This is a genomic window from Peribacillus cavernae (assembly GCF_003989135.1).
In the GTDB taxonomy this organism is placed as follows: Bacteria; Bacillota; Bacilli; order Bacillales; family DSM-1321; genus Peribacillus; species Peribacillus cavernae.
Window position 1 is genome coordinate 1 of record NZ_RYZZ01000044.1, and the last position, 18,165, is coordinate 18,165.

At 37.2% G+C, this 18,165-nt stretch carries 20 protein-coding genes and 3 pseudogenes; 8 read left to right on the plus strand and 15 right to left on the minus strand.

Annotated features, from left to right (window positions below; genetic code table 11):
* Window positions 1-470 precede the first annotated feature (470 nt).
* Window positions 471-641 carry a hypothetical protein gene (locus ELQ35_RS22745; RefSeq protein ID WP_185861850.1) on the minus strand — a complete coding sequence of 57 codons (171 nt, stop codon included), beginning with the start codon at window positions 639-641 and terminating at the stop codon, window positions 471-473.
* Window positions 642-714: 73 nt separating this feature from the next.
* Window positions 715-807 (minus strand): annotated as a pseudogene (locus tag ELQ35_RS23310) (NADPH-dependent FMN reductase); the annotation flags it as partial.
* A gap of 51 nt (window positions 808-858) precedes the next feature.
* Between ELQ35_RS23310 and ELQ35_RS20755 the strand changes: the two are divergent.
* Window positions 859-969: a transposase gene (locus ELQ35_RS20755; protein ID WP_425466846.1), complete on the plus strand. Its 111-nt coding sequence runs from the start codon at window positions 859-861 to the stop codon at window positions 967-969.
* A gap of 568 nt (window positions 970-1,537) precedes the next feature.
* Here ELQ35_RS20755 and ELQ35_RS22750 read toward each other — a convergent pair.
* From ELQ35_RS22750 to ELQ35_RS23325, 6 genes and pseudogenes are all read right to left on the minus strand, one after another.
* Window positions 1,538-1,678 carry a hypothetical protein gene (locus tag ELQ35_RS22750; RefSeq protein WP_185861851.1) on the minus strand — a complete coding sequence of 47 codons (141 nt, stop codon included), beginning with the start codon at window positions 1,676-1,678 and terminating at the stop codon, window positions 1,538-1,540.
* Between the two features lie 281 nt (window positions 1,679-1,959).
* Window positions 1,960-2,148 (minus strand): hypothetical protein, encoded by a 189-nt coding sequence (locus ELQ35_RS20760; protein WP_126867090.1) that lies wholly within the window; start codon window positions 2,146-2,148, stop codon window positions 1,960-1,962.
* Between the two features lie 353 nt (window positions 2,149-2,501).
* The gene (locus ELQ35_RS20765) at window positions 2,502-3,026 is read right to left on the minus strand and encodes a glutathione peroxidase (protein WP_126867091.1); all 525 of its coding nucleotides are present in this window, start codon (window positions 3,024-3,026) and stop codon (window positions 2,502-2,504) included.
* 183 nt (window positions 3,027-3,209) lie between these two features.
* A pseudogene (locus ELQ35_RS23865) lies at window positions 3,210-3,300 on the minus strand (SAM-dependent methyltransferase); the annotation flags it as partial.
* 242 nt (window positions 3,301-3,542) lie between these two features.
* The gene (locus ELQ35_RS20775) at window positions 3,543-5,357 is read right to left on the minus strand and encodes a DUF4357 domain-containing protein (protein ID WP_246026165.1); all 1,815 of its coding nucleotides are present in this window, start codon (window positions 5,355-5,357) and stop codon (window positions 3,543-3,545) included.
* On the minus strand, window positions 5,354-5,575 hold the full coding sequence (locus ELQ35_RS23325) for a DUF262 domain-containing protein (RefSeq protein ID WP_246026166.1): 222 nt from the start codon (window positions 5,573-5,575) through the stop codon (window positions 5,354-5,356). The genes ELQ35_RS20775 and ELQ35_RS23325 overlap by 4 nt, the downstream gene beginning before the upstream one ends.
* Before the next feature lie 306 nt (window positions 5,576-5,881).
* Between ELQ35_RS23325 and ELQ35_RS20780 the strand changes: the two are divergent.
* The 3 genes and pseudogenes from ELQ35_RS20780 to ELQ35_RS20795 all read left to right on the plus strand — a co-directional run bounded on the left by ELQ35_RS20780 (window position 5,882) and on the right by ELQ35_RS20795 (window position 8,218).
* A pseudogene (locus tag ELQ35_RS20780) lies at window positions 5,882-7,010 on the plus strand (IS4 family transposase).
* 201 nt (window positions 7,011-7,211) lie between these two features.
* Complete coding sequence (locus ELQ35_RS20785; RefSeq protein ID WP_342773320.1) at window positions 7,212-7,589, plus strand: GNAT family N-acetyltransferase; 378 nt, start codon at window positions 7,212-7,214, stop codon at window positions 7,587-7,589.
* A 188-nt stretch (window positions 7,590-7,777) separates the two neighbouring features.
* The gene (locus tag ELQ35_RS20795) at window positions 7,778-8,218 is read left to right on the plus strand and encodes a hypothetical protein (protein ID WP_126867093.1); all 441 of its coding nucleotides are present in this window, start codon (window positions 7,778-7,780) and stop codon (window positions 8,216-8,218) included.
* 442 nt (window positions 8,219-8,660) lie between these two features.
* Here the strand turns inward: ELQ35_RS20795 and ELQ35_RS20800 are convergent, their stop codons facing one another.
* Entirely contained in the window at window positions 8,661-9,344 is a 684-nt protein-coding gene (locus tag ELQ35_RS20800; protein WP_126867094.1) for a FadR/GntR family transcriptional regulator, read from the minus strand.
* A 337-nt stretch (window positions 9,345-9,681) separates the two neighbouring features.
* Between ELQ35_RS20800 and ELQ35_RS22755 the strand changes: the two genes are divergently transcribed.
* Window positions 9,682-9,855: a hypothetical protein gene (locus ELQ35_RS22755; protein ID WP_185861852.1), complete on the plus strand. Its 174-nt coding sequence runs from the start codon at window positions 9,682-9,684 to the stop codon at window positions 9,853-9,855.
* Window positions 9,856-10,001: 146 nt separating this feature from the next.
* Here the strand turns inward: ELQ35_RS22755 and ELQ35_RS20805 are convergent, their stop codons facing one another.
* The 4 genes from ELQ35_RS20805 to ELQ35_RS20820 all read right to left on the minus strand — a co-directional run bounded on the left by ELQ35_RS20805 (window position 10,002) and on the right by ELQ35_RS20820 (window position 12,903).
* On the minus strand, window positions 10,002-10,682 hold the full coding sequence (locus ELQ35_RS20805) for a FadR/GntR family transcriptional regulator (protein ID WP_126867095.1): 681 nt from the start codon (window positions 10,680-10,682) through the stop codon (window positions 10,002-10,004).
* Between the two features lie 352 nt (window positions 10,683-11,034).
* The gene (locus tag ELQ35_RS20810; RefSeq protein ID WP_126867096.1) at window positions 11,035-11,583 is read right to left on the minus strand and encodes a peroxiredoxin; all 549 of its coding nucleotides are present in this window, start codon (window positions 11,581-11,583) and stop codon (window positions 11,035-11,037) included.
* Between the two features lie 101 nt (window positions 11,584-11,684).
* Window positions 11,685-11,939, minus strand: coding sequence for a hypothetical protein (locus ELQ35_RS20815; protein WP_126867097.1), 255 nt, complete (start codon window positions 11,937-11,939; stop codon window positions 11,685-11,687).
* A gap of 1 nt (window position 11,940) precedes the next feature.
* Window positions 11,941-12,903, minus strand: a complete 963-nt coding sequence (locus ELQ35_RS20820; RefSeq protein WP_126867098.1) for a fumarylacetoacetate hydrolase family protein — start codon at window positions 12,901-12,903, stop codon at window positions 11,941-11,943.
* 739 nt (window positions 12,904-13,642) lie between these two features.
* On the opposite strand from ELQ35_RS20820, the gene ELQ35_RS20825 reads away from it, so the two are divergent.
* From ELQ35_RS20825 to ELQ35_RS20835, 3 genes are all read left to right on the plus strand, one after another.
* The gene (locus ELQ35_RS20825) at window positions 13,643-14,449 is read left to right on the plus strand and encodes an alpha/beta fold hydrolase (protein ID WP_126867099.1); all 807 of its coding nucleotides are present in this window, start codon (window positions 13,643-13,645) and stop codon (window positions 14,447-14,449) included.
* Between the two features lie 132 nt (window positions 14,450-14,581).
* Complete coding sequence (locus tag ELQ35_RS20830) at window positions 14,582-15,865, plus strand: metal-dependent hydrolase family protein (protein WP_126867100.1); 1,284 nt, start codon at window positions 14,582-14,584, stop codon at window positions 15,863-15,865.
* Window positions 15,866-15,961: 96 nt separating this feature from the next.
* Entirely contained in the window at window positions 15,962-16,189 is a 228-nt protein-coding gene (locus ELQ35_RS20835) for a DUF1450 domain-containing protein (RefSeq protein WP_185861853.1), read from the plus strand.
* A gap of 1,044 nt (window positions 16,190-17,233) precedes the next feature.
* Here the strand turns inward: ELQ35_RS20835 and ELQ35_RS20840 are convergent.
* The gene (locus ELQ35_RS20840; protein WP_126867102.1) at window positions 17,234-17,722 is read right to left on the minus strand and encodes an SRPBCC family protein; all 489 of its coding nucleotides are present in this window, start codon (window positions 17,720-17,722) and stop codon (window positions 17,234-17,236) included.
* A 3-nt stretch (window positions 17,723-17,725) separates the two neighbouring features.
* Complete coding sequence (locus tag ELQ35_RS20845) at window positions 17,726-18,049, minus strand: ArsR/SmtB family transcription factor (protein ID WP_126867103.1); 324 nt, start codon at window positions 18,047-18,049, stop codon at window positions 17,726-17,728.
* Window positions 18,050-18,165 lie beyond the last annotated feature (116 nt).

Consider the following 18,165-nt stretch of genomic DNA (forward strand, 5'->3'; position numbering starts at 1 on the left):
CGTAGTGGGCTTTCTCGTTCGGTAAATCTGTAATGAAAATGCTCGCTATCCATATTACACATCAGATTAAGATATTCTTTTACGTTTAAATAGTAATACCCTAGAATAATGGGTGCTGCAATGTAATACCAATCTACTTTTTTAAAAAATGCTAATACACCTACAGTAGCAAATCCAAGAGTCCACTTCAGAAGCTTGACCCAAGTATACAATTCCTTCCAAACTTTAGGATTCAACGGCTTTGTTAGCATTTCAAAATAGTGACGCTGACCATCTCGTTTGTCCTTATCTTTTCTAACTATTTTTAAATAACGGTCATATTTTTCTTGAATAAATTAAAACTCTTTCTTTAATTTTTCAGCATTATCAATTGGATTATTGCTCATAGTGTTCCTCCCCCTCTTCTATATATTATATCTAAAAAAACAAGAAAAGGAACTAATGTTCGTAAAAGAAATGCTCATTAATATTTATTTTCTTGAATTAAGGATCTTTGCTGCATGGGATATTCTGTCCGGAGTTTTAAGTTTTAGGTCATTAAAAGTATTGCTTTCAGGTAGTTTGGTTTTTGGAGTTGAGATGATTTTTTGAGCATCTGACTCATTTATTGAAAAGGTATCATATAAGGTACTTGCAGCCATATCTTTTTCCTCCTTGCCACACATACCATCACCCCTTTAACTCAATGTTAAATAAGGTTAGCATGCCTTTATATAACTGAAGCTCACCCATGATTAGCCTCAGATTTTCAACCGCTCGTGTCCCGCCAGCACTTCCAAAACTGACAAAGCCTGCAGCTTTATTGTTCTAGCACCGAGTAAAATCTTGCAATACTTAAAAGGACGATCATCAAGGTTGTTGCAGGATGAATTTCCAGAGCTCAAGAAGAAATACTGGGGGCAGCACTTATGGACAAGAAGCTATTTTTGCGCCGGTGACGGAAGAAATCATCAGAAACTATATAGCTAACCAATTCAATGAAGAAAAGAACGACATATTCAAGATTGAAGAATGAGTTTAGTCTCATTTAGTATGCTTCAGCTTAAGGGCTTTAAGAAGACTTAAGTCTTGCAGAACGACTTTAAGTCGTAGACATTTATGTCTAAATCCACCTGCTTTAGCAGGTGGTCGTTTAAGGGCAATTAGATATGCTAGATATCACCTTTATGTCACCATATTTAGATTTCAACTAATGTTTTTTTGAAACAGTATTCCATCCTCTTTGGTTAAAGTTCCTTTAACATGAACGTGCTGCAAATCCTAAGTGGCCGGGTTTTTGAAGAGCAATAGTAGATTTGGAAGGCCCTGCAGCAACACCTTATAATGAACTTGGCATGCGAAGGTATCCATAACTAGAAGACTTAATGCTAGCTGAATTGTTTGCACCTTTGTTGATGACAGCACAGAGGATTTAGTTTGTAAAAGAATCTAAGAACAGGGATAGCACAAAGAACCGCCAACAGTCTCACCTATGACGGTTTTTCAAAAAAATGCTCCTTTTCATTTTCCTACCAATTTTCCACTTTTTTTGTTCATATTATCGCAATTGCTCTTCATCATAAGCAATTAATACAATATTCTCATTCGTTTCATTGCGTAGATCTTTCTCTAACCCTTTAATCTTTTGAAGTTGGTTATCATTTATTTCCGCAACGGGATAGTCTTTGGATTCACTCATTTTCAGGCTCCTTTCTCATTTAATACATATTTTGACCAAGTTGAGACCTCTTATTCAAATCCGGGGTAATATGGGCAGTTCTGACTTAATTTTTTTCATTGTTTTTCAATTACAAATATGCCTTAATATACTTAATCTCAACATATTTTGGTTTCCAGAACAATAAAAAACGGACCTGCCTAAGCAAGCCCCTGAATAATTTACCTTTATAAACAGTGTTGGAGCATTTTGTCAGCAGACGGCCCAGCAAGTGTCCTATATAGATTTTTAAAGCCACTTGGTTAACGGGGTTTACGACCAAAAAAAGCCATGATCGCAACAACGCCTTTTCCCTGGAATTCAGCATCCAGATTGACAATCCCGGTAAACGCCTTTTTAAAGCTGTGAGCTGCTCTTTCAAATCGATATATTGTCGGGTTCATTCTTCCATGGCATCTTTCAGCGTTTGCATCGTAGATTTTCATTGACATTGATTCAGGAAGTCCTTTCGATTTTTACCCCTTTAATCTGCTGTAAATAATTATGGAAAATTATGGGGACTTCATTTTGTTTGCAGGAAGTTTTATGTGTCAGAAAAAAATAAACCACTTTTCTAATGTATGGAAAGCGATTCATCATTACGCAGTACACACTTATATCAATACTACTTCCCTTTACACTTGTACAGACTAGATCAGGTTCAAAGGGTTCAGTCTCGGCCAAAATGGCGCCCTAGCAGAGAGCAGGGCTATTCAATTACAAAAACCAAAACCACCGGCTCACTTGGCTATGACCGTGCTAGCACCAAGGCTAGCGGAGGGCACTTACCATATTATTTTTCAACTTACTTGAACAATAATTTTTCAATATCCCCTACAATTTCTTCAGGTTTTGTCGTTGGAGCAAAACGTTTTACAACATTCCCATCCTGATCAATTAAAAACTTCGTAAAGTTCCATTTTATGCTAGAGTCTTCCACATTTGAATCTTGGTTTAATGGGCTGTTTTCATCTAAATCTGCATCTACTGGAGCTTGCTCACGTAAGTATTGATATAGAGGGTGTGCATGGTCGCCATTCACCTCTATTTTTTGGAAGAGAGGAAATGTCACATTATAATTTACTGAGCAAAAAGAGCTTATTTCTTCATCAGTTCCTGGCTCTTGGCCTCCAAATTGATTGCAAGGAAAGCCTACTACGGTAAATCCTTTTTCATTGTAAGTTTCAAATAACTTTTCAATTCCTTCATACTGAGGAGTTAATCCACATTTACTTGCAGTGTTTACGATTAACATCACTTTACCATTGTATTTCTCCAGGCTAATTTCTTCCCCATTTGATAAATTTGCATGAAATGAGTGTACTGACATATTTTTCTCCCCTTCATGAATCGATTCGGTTTCTACAGATTGGCAAGCAAACCTATCCGCTCATTTTATAACAAATGATTTTTTTAATCCATTAAACATTCTTCTAGTTGCTTTAATCATTGGAACAGATGTTTTTTATTTTCAAAAATACCTGATCCCGAGTGTAACCTGAACAAGTTGATGATAATGATGATAATGGAAAAGACTGATTGAATCCCTTTTGGTCTCCTACTGTTTTTATATTCAGCAAAGCATCATAATCTTGTTCTTCCATGGATTCGCTCCTCGGTAAAAAACTTTATCTTTAATCATACAGATTTTTAAAATGTATTCCATTCAAATACGAAGAAATAAGGCACTCAGAATTTCGAGTGCCTTTTATATGCATCTACTATCGGCTACGCAGTTAAACATCCGTAATAATTGTAACTAAGAAAAATGTCAAGTTGAAGTAGCATCCCTTTATCGTATCCTATAAGATTCTTTCATTCCATAAACCTTACGCGTTCTCCTTTGTCAGCTTTGAAAAAACGAGTACTGCCCACTGTTTTCTTTTAATGTTGTTCCATTTGAAAGTTTCCAATTGGTCATTCCATTTGAGCTTCTTCCATGCAGCAAGGATGAGGCGGTAGAAGGACTGGTAAACATATAATCTTTTGTCAATACTAAATAATCGCCTTGTTCATCCAGAATATTCTGATCAATCAACTTACTCCTTAATTCGACAGTGCCAGGACTAATTGAGCTGTTTAGTATTGGAGAAAACTTTGCACCCTTCTTAACAAGAAATCCTTGATCAGTTGGATATCCTGAAGCAGACATCCCTTTAAGTGTTTCTATATAAAAGAGCTGATCTGTTGTGGAATGACTTATTTTCTTATTCAATTCCCACGCTTTGGTTAATAATTGTACTAGTTGTTTCTGGCGCTTTTCCACAACTGACGGTGTCCATTCTGTCATTTGGACAACTTGAGATGTTAATGCAAACGATGTGACACCACCGTAGGATTGAAAATAAGATGTTTTTTTCTTTTGAAAATCATAATTTTTCGCCTGTGAATTCTTCACCCTTGTTAAAAGCACAAGGTTTCCCATTTTATGTACATACTCTTCTGGTCGCTCAAAATTTTCAAACCACTCACTTCCCGCTTCAGGCGTTTGCGGCAATACATGCTCAACTGTGATAACTGAATGGTTATAATACGGCTGGCCCGTTGTTAATAGGGAATCCAAACGAAGCAGAATGTATCGCCTTGCCGTATCCTTTAAATCAACATAAACATTGCCATTTAATTGGTTGACGACCTCCATGCGGTCAGCATCTGAAATTTCTAACGTAGATGTTTCTGAAAACACATCAATGTCCCGGTCCATTTCTTTTAAAATAGCAGAATACTTGGACATTCGCCAATTAAAATTCCGTCTCAAAATCATACTCGTTGCGGCAAAAGTTTCTAAGCGATTTAAGAATTCTTCTATCCTATCATCATGATGACGCATATAATACATCGCTACTGTGATCCAGTCCGCATTATCAATCCTGTTCATCAAACTAAGCAATTTGAGCATTTTTGGATTGCCATGATAATGTGTCTGATAGTCCACCAGCTTTAAATAAATCTCACTATACGGAATTAGCACCTCATCAATAAAAATCTTCCCGTTCATTTTTGAAAAGATATCATCGTACTCATCTTTTAAATTAGCGCCGCCCTTACGCTTTTGTATGATCATTCGAATATGTTCAAACAACTTATTAAAACGATCACGTCCAAGAGCCACTTCTACTTCTTCCCATTTTATCGTATAATCATCCTGTTCAGCTTCAGGCACGTCGCCAATCGCACGTGCTTTAAAAATATCACTCGACATCAAATCCAATCCCCGGTCATTCAGGACTGTAAAAATGCGAAAAGCAGAATCAAAATTCGGCGTTGAAACCACAACAATATAACAAAGCCCTGCGATAACACCTGGCAGCGTTCCTACAACAGACGGGTCTAAGTTATTTAAACGATTGATAAAGTAAAGCGCATTTTCTCGAATACACTTTTGGCTGTCTGTTTTAATTGCTGTTTCTTCTGTAATCTTAGTTGTAGCCCCATCCTCTTGAATATACTGTTGAAAAAATGACTGATCTCTCTTTCTAAGCTCAATCCTGTATTGATCCCGCGTCTGAAGCAACCTGTTCCCTTCTTGAGCAATCATCACCTTAATATTTTTAGCATAGTCGTCCCCTAGATAGTCACGCAAAACCGCCAACAAAATAGTTAATGTTGTTAACCTTTGCTGACCATCCAGAACTTCAGACTGGTTTCTTCCTTTTTTCACAAGCACAATACTGCCCAAAAATAAGGCTCTTCTACCCGTGAAATATTTGCTTCCTTTATCGATTGCTCCTCAATAAAATCAAGTAAATCATCAAGTAAATCCCCCGCTTCATCCGAAGTCCAGGAATAGGGGCGCTGAACAGATGGAATAGTAAACAAATAATCATCCGAAAAAACTTTATAAAGCGGCATTTCCTCCGCATTTAATGTCTTTTTCATAACGGTCATTCCTCTTTTTTGTTTTATGTATTATAAGAAATTGTAACATGAGATTTAAGTGAAAACACTTTTTAAATTTGGTGAAGACTTTTTTAGGAAGCTTATCCCTCTCCTCATGAAAAGGAATCAGACTATGATATTCTGATTCCTTCCGAATGTATACAGTCAATTTTTATGGCTTTGATGATTATTATTTTGATCAGGCGTGCTGATTAACCAAATTTATACAGTAAAATAGTACAAAAAAAGACCCTTTTCTTGTAGAATGGATGTACCACCAACCAAACTCAAGAAAGAGGTGTCCTTATGAATAAGAATACCACATTCTCGAATGTAACCCAAAAGATTGTTTTAGAAGATGAAGTCCATATCATAAGTAAAGCCCATGGTTATCATGATTCCGCCCGAAAATTTACTGTTTTCTGCCTTGTTAACTACCTTGTAACGGCAGCAGCGAACGAATGGAAAAGCTACCGCGAAAGTGCAGATGTCGGTCTAGGCTATGGCCTTCCTCAAGTTGACCACTCGACGCTATCAAAAAAGGCAGCTCACGTGGATTACAAGGTACTTAAGCAAATATTTGAACTGGTTGTTTCAAAATGCAATCGTGCTACCCGGCGAACCTTGAAGATTCCTAAGGAACTCCTTATTGTGGATCCACTACGATCACTGTCGGGGAAACTCGGCTTCCCTGGGCCGTCTATCATGGTGAACGATCTGGGGTGAAACTACATGTTAGTTTTACACCTGAAACCGGAATGCCCCTGAAAGTCATGGAGTCGACAGGACTTGCCCACGATGGGCCACTTGGTGAAAAGCTTGCAGACCCCCGTTTTATATTGGTAGAAGACCGTGCTTATTTTAAAATCAAGCGTATTGATCAGTTTGTTTCTAACGGCCAATCCTTTGCCATCCGTATGAAAGAAAATATCGAAATGGTAAGGCCGCACTCCTTAAAGCGACTAGCTCAGGAACCCTCACCCATCACCAAGGATATGACTTGTCTGCTAGGGACTCCTCAGTCCCGTTCTGCCAGGCGTCATCGTGTCGTTTTCTTTAAAGACAATCAGGGGCGTGAGATCCGGGTGGTAACAGACTGATGAATGTCTTTGCGGAAACCATTGCAGACATGTATAAAGCGAGATGGAAAATTGAAACGTTCTTTCGATGGATCAAACAAAACTTAAATGTGCCTGTTTTGTTTGGGACAATAGAAAATGCAGTTTATAACCAGTTATTCACCGCATTAATAGCCTATGTCCTATTAAAATATCTTTATGAACGTACATCCAAAGGCCGCATTTTTAAAAAAATATCTTTTGTTCAACGGCTTTGGTTTAGCGATCAACTTCCCATTGACTGGGCTTCGGAGTTGGCCATGATTATAAGAAAGATCTCCAGGAACGACGGGATGGGTCTGTCTAATTTTGGATAATCAGCACTCGTGCAAATTTGTTATAAAAGTGGTCTCATACATTGTAAACTCGAGGCATTATTCAAATAAATAGGAGGCTGCTATGAAGATACGAATACTTGAACCACACAGTGCGGGGATTTACAGGATATAAGGTTAGAGGCATTAAAAAGCAATTCTGAAGCGTTCAGCTCTAGCTATGAAGAGGAAAAGGAATTTTCTATAGAGAAATTTGAGAACAGGTTAAAAGAAGATGTGTCCTTTACTTTTGGAGCATTTGATAATAGGCAATTATTAGGTGTAGTTACCTTGTTTATGGAAAAGAAAAATAAACTAAAACATAGAGCGAATATAGCGGCAATGTATGTTTATCCTGAAAGACGCAGGTCCGGAATTGGCAGAAGTTTAATGATAGAAGCAATTCAGAAGGCGAAAGAAATAGAAGGTATCGAACAGATTTATTTAACTGTTGTTTCAAATAATAAGCCTGCCAAAAGTCTGTATCATTTCTTAGGTTTTAATACATACGGAATAGATAAAAAAGCATTAATAATTGATCATACATACTTTGATGATGAGCTTATGGTGTTATTTGTTTAACTAGGGGTACCGTCTGGAAAATGCTTTTATCATAACCAGTCATAATGGATGACTTTACTCTTATCGCTGCTAAAAATAACCGAATAAAAAAACTTGAAGAAGAAAATAAACGTCTAAGGATGAATTATTGAAATTACGTGGTATGATCTACGATAAATTTTGAAAATAAAAAACAAGGGGGTTTTTAGTTGGATTGCCTTCCAAAGAAAAGGGAAATATTGCTTGATGAAGAAATTGAGCAACAGGAGTTTGTTAAAATAATTAATTCCTTTTACAGGCAGGAATGTTATATCTATGCGATTATTCCTGAATGGGAAGAAGAGTTATTTAATGACCTTTCAAATGATTTTATTATAATTAATAAATTCCCGTTCCCTTTAACACGTATTTTCCCAAGAACAATAGGGTTTTTAGGGTACGTAAAGGATAGTAAAAAACATTATATATACGAATTTTATTTGCGGTCAACAACAATGGATTTTTTAGTTTTTTCAGAGTTTGATGTATCTCAATATTTAAATAAAATAAACAAGAAGAACATTGATATTTACAAAGTATTTGAATCAAATAAAATACCTCATATAACAATTGGTTCTGATGGTCAATGGCTAAATATAGTGGATTATTGAGTTTGGACCTAAGACATTATTAATGGGCAAATTTTATTTAACCAATATTTACATTGAATACATGTAAACTATGTGTGAACTGTTGATATTCCAATAGTTCTCACATCGAAGTTAAGATAACCACGTATTTACAACGCTAAGCCCATTTTCAAGACGATTACCCCGTTTTTAAACAACGCTAAGAAAGTCTCAGTGGTTTTAAAGAATATAACGGGACCATCTTCTCCAAATGAAAATGGGTATTCTTCCAGTAAATTTGGATAGATCTCTTATTGTTTCACCTCCGCTAACTAAGGTTTGACTTTCACCAATTATCAATTAACGGCTTGACTGGGCGGGCAACGACAAAAAGAGGCAAAATGAGAATGCTTTCTCGTTTTGTCTCTTTTGATTATGTTGTCACCTCTGCGTAGCAGAAGAACGCCTGTTCACAAATTGCCTTCTATTCTCCCAACATATTTGTTTTTACTGTTTTTAGATGTAATATGGTACATTCTCTTGCCTTGTTTTTATCCCGATCCTTGATGGCTTCATAAATAGCTGCATGTTGCTGGTGATAAATTTTCATCTTACCATCACGAAAACTTCGGGCTCTTAAGGTTCCCCATAATTTTTCTGTATGGATTTTTTCAATGATGTCTATAAAATTTTGAAGTAATGAATTTTTAGCAGCAAGTGCAATTCGATAATGGAAATCAGTGTTTTGTTTTTCGAACTCTTCAATATTACCTATCTCCGCTTCCATCCTTTTCAAGCATGTTTCCATAAAAAGAATATCTTCCTGACTGGCGTTATGAGCAGCCAGCTCAGCCAAGTACGGTTCAATGGCGAACCTTGCAGCAAACACTTCTGACGGACTGGTTTGGTTGGCAATTTCAGTGAATATGTCTGATTCCGCAAAATTGGTTGTTTTGACAAATGTACCTTGCCCGACTTTACTTTCAATGACATCGATACTTTCAAGTGCTCTGAGGGCTTCTCTTACCGTCCCTCTACTTGCTTTATATTCTTCAGCAAGCACCCGTTCTGCTGGTAATCTGCTGCCTACTGGATAATTGCCATTCATAATATTCTTTTTAATCTCTTCTATTATTTCTGAAAATGCTTTCCTCTTGTTGACCGACATTTACTATCCCCCTATTGGTTTAACCAATTATAAGTATAAGCTTATGATTTTTACACCGTCAATATAAATCCTCAGAGGTTTATCCATATAATCGTCTTAACTAGATCAAAATATTAAGTCGTTGTGATTATATTTTTCAATGTTCTGAAAATTATTGTTGACTTAATTTAATGTAAAGTTTTATTATGAAATAAATATCATTGGTTAAACCGATATTTCAATTTGGTTCAACCTATCTCTTTTTTTATGGAATAAAGAATTTCCTCACAACCCTGATAATTGATGTCCGTTTACCTGTTAAAGAAAGACCATAAATATAAAAGGAGCAAACAAATACATGAAAAAAGAAGAAAAGGTATGGAAAAAGAAAGATGAAACCACTTCAGAGCAAATTGAGAAATCAGGTGTCGACGATATTCAGAATGAACAGCCCAAAAATTTTTATAACAAAATAAAGGCACAAATAAATCGAACCTATGGGAGGAATCCAGGTAAAAAATATGGATATTAAGGATTATGAAAAAATGTTTCAATTTTACTATTAGAAACGGATTGAGTGTTTATGGGATTTCTCCTGTAATACTTTTCTCTATTCCTATTGTTGAAAAAATCTCAGCAGCCAAACTCAATAACCACTTTACATGATACAAATGTTATCTATTCTTCCAGCATATTCTTTCTAACAGTCTTTAAATGATCGATGGAAAAATGTTTCACTTTGTTTATATCCCTTTCCTTAATTGCTTCAAAAATCGCGACATGCTGTTGATAATAATGATTCATTCTTTCTTCATTTAAGCTTCTTACTTTTAATGTTCCCCATAACTTTTCTAACCGCACTTTATTAATGGTGTCAATAAAGCTTAGAAGCAAAGAATTTTTCGCTGAATTAGCTATATGAAAGTGAAATTCAGCATCCAGTTTTTCAAACTCCTTACTATTTCCAATAGCCTCGTTTGTTTTTTGTAAACAGCTTTCTAACAATTGAAAGTCTTTAGGAGTTGCATTAAACGTTGCCAATTCCGCCAGATACGGTTCAATCGCAATCCTTGCTTCAAATACCTCTGATGGGCTGGTTTGGTTGGCAATTTCCTGAAAATGATCCACCTCGGAAATGTTTGTTGTCTTAACAAACGTTCCTTGACCCACATGGCTCTCAATGATTCCAATGATTTCAAGTGCCCTCAGTGCCTCGCGAACAGTCGCCCTGCTAGTTTGAAAACTTTCAGCTAATGCTCTTTCTGAAGGCAGTTTTGCCCCGATAGGTAAATTACCTATTAAAATATCCTTTTTAATTTTTTGCGCTATTTCTAAAAAGGCCTTTTTCTGATGAGACATATGTCAAGTTCTCCAATCTATTCATTTACTATAGCTTTCATTTATACGAATTAACCTAGTGCCATGAAAATTTATGGACGTTATAGATGAAAAATACAACACCGTTCGACAAATCGAACGGTGTTGTTAAACACTGGAAGACTTTTGAAAATACCGTTTTTTCTAATAATATAGGAAATGGTAATTTGATTCAAGGGTTCTGTTTGTTTAAGCAGAGTCCTTTTTGAGAAGAACAATACGGGGAATGATGGACTGGATAATCCCTTAGCTGAAGAAAGAAATGATGCGAAGCCCCTTATAGAAAAAGGCATCTGCCGGACAGCAGATGCTCTTTTTTTCGTTTTTTTGAAAACTAAACGGTTAAAGTAGCTTGTCCTGGTCTCCAGTTGGCAGGGCATAAACCGCCAGTTTGTAATGCTTGTAATACACGTAATGTTTCGTCGACATCACGGCCTATGTTGTTGTGGTTCACAACAGAATACATTAATTCACCTTCCGGGCTGATAATGAATAATCCGCGAAGTGCAATCCCTTCTTCTTCTATTAATATGCCATACTCTCGGGAAACTGTATGGTTTGTATCAGCAGCCAATGGATAGTTAATATCGCCCAAGCCGTTTTCTTTACGGTCTGTTTTGATCCAGGCTAAGTGTGTATGGATCGTGTCTGTTGAAACACCTATCACTTCGGCATCTAAATCTTCAAACTCCTCGTACCGGTCAGATAATGCAGTAATTTCTGTTGGGCAAACAAACGTGAAGTCCATTGGGTAAAAGAATAAAACAGTCCATTTATCATTTTTTATGTTTTCTTCCAAACTGACTTTCCCCATATTTTTGTCTGGTAATACAGCATCCATAACAAAACTTGGAGCTTGCTTGCCAACCATGCGTTCTGCCATAAATAGAACCCCCCAAATAGCTGATTTAAGATGATTACTTGTCACGTCTGCCTAAATCATGATGGTTGTTGAAAGCTTTCTTTGCATTTTTTTGCCATCATTTATGAATTGAAAAAGTTTTCTAACCCATTATCAGTTCTGTGTGCAGGAAGAGTTTCCTCCCATTCACAATCAGAAATATTTGAACACTTCACTCTGATAACCTGCATACCATGTTTTTCGCTATTGAATGTTTCTAAAATTCGATAATCCGTCAGGGAAGAGCAATCCGGGCAAAAACCAACCGCCATCGCCTTTTTCTGTTCATCGGTATATTCTCTTTTCACTATTTTTTCCATAAGGACCGCATCTATCAATTTAAACCCTCCTTGATTTAGTGGATTCTAGTTCTCTAGTTTCCTTGCTTTCATTGTGGACGACCTGACTTTTCAAAACTCCGATATTTTCGATTTCCACCTCGACAACATCTCCAGGTTGTAAGAATTTTGGAGGCTCAAAGCCCATCCCTACCCCGCTTGGAGTACCTGTAGCGATAATATCACCTGGCTGAAGAGTGATTCCTTTGGATAATGTTGAAATAATCGTAGGGATATCAAAAATCAACATTTTAGTATTAGAGTTCTGGCGAGTTTCACCATTGACCCTGGATTCAATATTTAAATTTTGCGGGTCAAGAAGTTCATCGGCCGTCACAATATAGGGACCCATTGGCCCATGAGTATCAAGCCCTTTACCTAAAAGCCATTGTTTGTGGTTTCTTTGAAGGTCGCGGGCAGTGACATCATTGATAATGGTATATCCATAAATATAATGAAAGGCTTCTTCTTTCGGAATATATGTACCCTCTTTCCCGATGATAATCGCAAGTTCAGCTTCATAATCAAGTTCTTTCGTTACTTCACTATGACTTAGAATTTGCTTATCTGGTCCAATAACTGCTGAAGGCAATTTTGAAAAAACAATGGGATGCGTAGGTATTGCTTTCGTTTCATCTTTTGTTTTCTCAAACTCAAATGCATGCTCCCGATAATTAATCCCTAAACAAAAGATGTTTCTATTAGGTTTTATGATTGGTGCCAATAGTTCTACTTCGCTTAATGGCACCGCAAGATTTTGCCCATTATTACCGGCTTTTTGAAACACTTCTTTCAGCCGCTCTTGATTTGTCGGATTTGAAATCATTTCGTTCAAACTGTTTGGCAAAATTTGATTATCAAATAGAGTCTCTTCCGCTAGTTTGATATCAATGACATTTTGCTTATCGGCAGTTAATACACCATACTTTTCCACTTGATTATGAAGATAGCTACATAAATACATACTTTTCCTCCTAGTCCCGCTTCTTTTTTTGGTTAACCAATTTTAGTTAAAGTAGAAAGCAGTCCGTTTTTTTGACATCACGCTCCTTAATGCGGTGAAAATGCAAAATCGACTTTCTGAAACCCCTTTTATTTCCACCTTTATTTACTTTAACGCCTCTTGTATCCATGTCGTGTGGCGTATTGGTAATCCAACTGATCCAAGAAAAATGATGCTTGGGGTCTTTTTACCGATCAGTTAATAGAGTTTTTATTGGTTGTACCAATTATTATTATAATCAATCAAAATCATATTGCAAGTCCAATTTAAAATATTTTAAATTTTCGAAAAAAAGTATTTACATTCTCCTAGAAAATCATATACCATTTTTTATGCCAGTCATTTTCTAAAAGGAGGTTTCTAATTTGTTTGTATGTGAAGACCACGTTGCAAAAGGATTAGCGTTTTTCAATGTACCTCATGTAGTGCACGCAGATACTGATGATAATTGTGTTTTCTGTGATAAACCGGCCGATTTTCTCTTATATTGTTTCCCTTCCACAAAGGGGCACATCCCTAAACAAACCAGGACCATTTATTTATTAAGAGCTGAGCTTACCCCGCAAAAAATGAGTTCATAAAAATACATTTTTGAAAATTTACACTTGACTGAATTTTATAATTGTATTATTCTAACAACGAATTGGTTTTACCAATTATCAATTATTGGTAAGGTCAATACAAAAAAGGAGGTCTCTGCATGTTCAAGAAAGTCAACGGGATTACGATCAACTATGAGGTCAAGGGTCAGGGAGAAGAAACCATCATTTTCGTCCATGGTCTCGGAGGTAGTTTAAATATTTGGAACAGCCAGGTCAATATTTGTTCACGATATTTTAAAACTATTACATATGACCTGAGAGGATCTGGACGATCTGAAGTTTCCACCAATGAGTATTCTATTGAACTTTGGGTGGAAGATTTAAAGGCATTATTGGATAGTGAAAATGTGGGACAAGCCCATTTAGTTGGATGGTCCCTTGGTACCTTAATTGTCCAACATTTCGCTATAACCCACCCTGAAATGGTACTTAGTCAATCACTGGTAGGTCCATTATGGGAAATCCCTGAAACAGGGAAAACGAACTTATACAAACGCGCAGATCTTGTAGAGCAGGAAGGAATGGATGCAGTTGCGGATACGATCATCGACGGCGGTGTTTCTCCTTATTCAAAACATGGACAGACCGCATTGGTAGGCTTAATTCGTGAATTGCTGCAACGCAATGATAAACGCGCCTATGCCGCAACGTGTAAAGCCCTGGCTGATGGAAAGGCCATCAACCATCAGGATGTACAAGCTCCTACCCTGCTTATTGTTGGTGATGGAGATAACACTGCACCTGTGCCTGTTGCAACCAGACTGTTGAATCATTTCCCGAATGCTAAATTGGAGGTCATTTCCAACTCAGGACATTGGACAACCGTTGAAAAGCCACAGGAAGTAAACCAATTATTATTGCGTTTCCTACAAACCGCCAATCAAAGCCAAACAGTCAGGGTTTAAAGATGTAAGGCAGCAAACATCCTGCTGCTTAAAGGAAAGATGAATGTTTTTTTAATAAGTGTTTTGCAATCGCTTACATCATTGTGTTACTCAATTAGTATCATTCATTCACTAAATTAGGGGGCATTTACAATGGGAGCAAAGCTATTAAGAAACGGGTTTTTAATTGATGGAACGGGCAAAGAACCATTAGCAGGTGTGGATGTATTAATCGAGGGCAATAAAATTACCCAGGTTGGAACGAATATAAGTGTGCCGGAAAGATACCGGCAAGATGAAATTGACGTGATCGATTTAAATGGGAAAACAATCATGCCAGGAATGACCGAGGCCCATACTCATTTGACATGGCAGGATGCGCTCTATATTCAGGATATTGATTTTAAACCTATTGAAGAGACTATGCTCGCCGCGATCAGAAACGCTGAAACATTGATAAAAAGTGGATTTACCTCAGCCGTAAGTGCAGCGGCAAGAGGCCGTGTCGATATTGCCATACGTGACGCTATCAATAGAGGTGAGTTCGTAGGACCTAGAATGCTTGCAAATGGAGCTGAGGTATCTGCCTCCGGGAGTTTTGTAGATTTACATCCCAATCACGTCCGTGTACATGGTTTGGCCATTCTTGCTGATGGTGAGGACGCAGTCCGTAAAACAGTAAGAAGTCTTTTCAAAGAGGGTGCAGACATAGTCAAGCTTAATGTAAGCGGTGAAAGTTTAACGCCTCATGCCCGTAATGAAATGACCTTGTACACCTACAAAGAAGTCAGGGCAGCAGTTGAAGAGGCGCATGCACGCGGCAAACGAATTTATACACATGCTCGTTCCTCCGACTCCGTTAAGTACTGCGTTCAAGCAGGTGTAGATATTATCGGACATGCAGATTTCATCAATGACGAAGTTTTCGAAATGCTGGTCGAAAATAAAGAAAAGCATTTTGTCGTTCCAGGAATGAACTGGCTGGTTTCAACTGTAGAGGAAGGTGCCAAGTATTTTGGCCAAGAAGCAATTGAGGCTACAGGCTATAAAGAAGGATTAGAGATTGCCACTTTTAATATGAATCGTCTATACAAAGCAGGTGTAAGGGTATTACCTGGAGGAGATTATGGATTTAAATGGTGTCCTCATGGCGGATATGCCCGAGATTTAGAACACTTTGTAAAACTAGTAGGAATGACACCGATGGATGCTATTGTATCAGCTACAAAATACGGAAGCCAGATCATGGAGATGGAAGATCAAATCGGTACGATTGAGCCTGGAAAATTAGCAGATATCCTTGTCGTGGATGGAAATCCATTGCAGGACATCACCATCTTGCAAGAACACAAAAAGCTGGAAGTCATCATGAAAGATGGAGAGTATATCATTAACACTCTAGACGTCAATAAATCTGCTGAAATTCCGGTTGCATAAAATTCCATAGAAAAAAAGAGTGAATCGGAATGTTAGGCATCGATTCACTCTTTTTGATATAAGTCAGAGAAATAACTATGAAAAAGGATGAAACCAATGTCAAAAAAGATTATTTACTGTTTTCGAAACAAAATAAAAGATTACGAAATAGATATAAAGAATGTAGCAGAGAAATGTGAAGAAAATGTCGATATTCTTCCTAGTTATTGCATGAAACTTTGCTTTCTATGTCCAAACCAATTTATTGCAGTTGTTGAGGGTGATCTAATTGTTGAAAATAGTGAGGAAGAATTTTTAAAGAAAATTGAAGCGAGCATTTCATAACTTCTCCAGCCAGTCAAGCCTTTTCAGTTATCCCTATGACTTGATATACTCGCTGTAAATCCGGTATCCTGTGGTGGCTTTCTGATAAGGGCAATCCATTCCTCGTTTCCAGCAGATTGTCCTCCGTCCAACTTGTTCGGCATGAGCATGACACCTGCAAGCAAGTAAAGGCAGCCCTCATGCCTCCTGTTTTATTACTTGTTCCTCACTCATCCTTAGTTCGACCTTATTATGTAAACTATAAAGGATTGGCGCGCTTACTTCTAGCAACAGACGAGAGACTATATTTCTTCATGGAGACATTCCTTCCCTCACCCCTCCTCTCTTTTTCATGCATTCTAATAGTAGAAAATAATCATAGATTAGCAGGGGTTGTAAAAGACATTCCGAAATTCAAAGAAATTCTTCTTAAAAAAGAGCTGTACCAAAAGATAATTCCTTTTGGGGACAGCCTCTTTTTGATCGTATCTATTTTTTCTTGAAGTTCTTATCATGGTTATATTTTTTATTGGAATCTTTTTTTTAGTCTCCCTGTTACCTTTTATTAGGACTGTAATATCCGACTATTGCAATCCACCTCGGCTTCCACTGTTCATGCTGCTATTCGCGATCTATGCCCTATTTGATTGCCCATTTTCAACATATAAATGTAGAGATATTTTCATTTTCAAAACAGATTAAGGACTTATCTTTATATCTTTTTGCTTGTTTTTGTAGGTATGTGTACATGGTCATATTTCCATAACCTCCAAAATTAGAAGTGGAACTTTCGACTGCTGGGCTGCTCCTTTTTATAAAAGGAAGTGTTGCATGAAAATCAGTTAATATTACTTACGTTTGATTGATCTTCTTTGATCGTTTGCCCACCTTGGTTTCTGGTCAATTTTAAAGTCAATATGGTGATTAGACCGATTTGGAGCATTAATAAATCGCCATTAAATATGAAGCTAGATCAACTTGCCCTTAATAAAACTCTAATTAGAAACAAAAAGAAACAAAACCACTCCTTGAGGCGTGAGGCGGAGTGGTTTTGTAAAATGGCAACTACTTTTCCATCTGCTTGACTGCAGTAATATACTTCTCATGCCATTTTTCCCATTCATCCATTGGGAAATCCATATAATGATCATTAAGCAAAGCACTCATCATATCGAGACATATATGCCATCCTGCCAAGTCTTTAGACGTATGATCGTTTAATGTGCTGATAAACTCTTTCAAAACAAGAAGACAGCCATCTGGTTTTGGGTATAATTCAAAACGAACTCTATTGTCGCCGCCCCATTCGAATTCAAGGATGGAATTTTCTTCGAAATCGGTAATCTTCATATCAATCAACGTCCCGCTTTCGTCTTTCATATCAAACTTTATCGTTCCCTCTTTTCGAAGATTCTCTACCAGCAGGTTCGGCATCCATTTTGCCAGCTTCTCATTTTCAGTTAGAGCAGCCCACACTTTTTCTATTGAATGTTTTAGTGGTAGATCATAGCGGGCCACATAGCCACCCTCGATTTTTTCTATTACAGCTAACATTTTTTATTCCTCCTCATCTAAAAATTGTTCAAGCGCATCGAGCCTGTCCGACCAGTACCGTCGATAAGGCTCTAACCAATTATCAATTTCTTTCAAGGGCTCGGCACGTAAATGGTAGATGTGCCTCTGTGAGTCCTTACTAGTCGTCACTAAGCCAGCTTCACGCAATATTCGAAGATGCATAGAAACACCTGGTTGACTTAATGGAGACCGTTCAACTATTTCCCCGACTGATCTTGGACGTGTCCGTAGAAGATCTATTATATTTCTACGGTTAGGTTCAGCTATTATCTCGAAAAGATTAGCGGGTTTTCTTTGATTTAGCATAATAATCACAGTCCTATATATTCAGTGTATTACCCTACAGTTATATTACCTTTCGGTTATATATTTGTCAAATTAGTTATCTTTAGATCATATACGCTCCTATTTTTAATGAAACT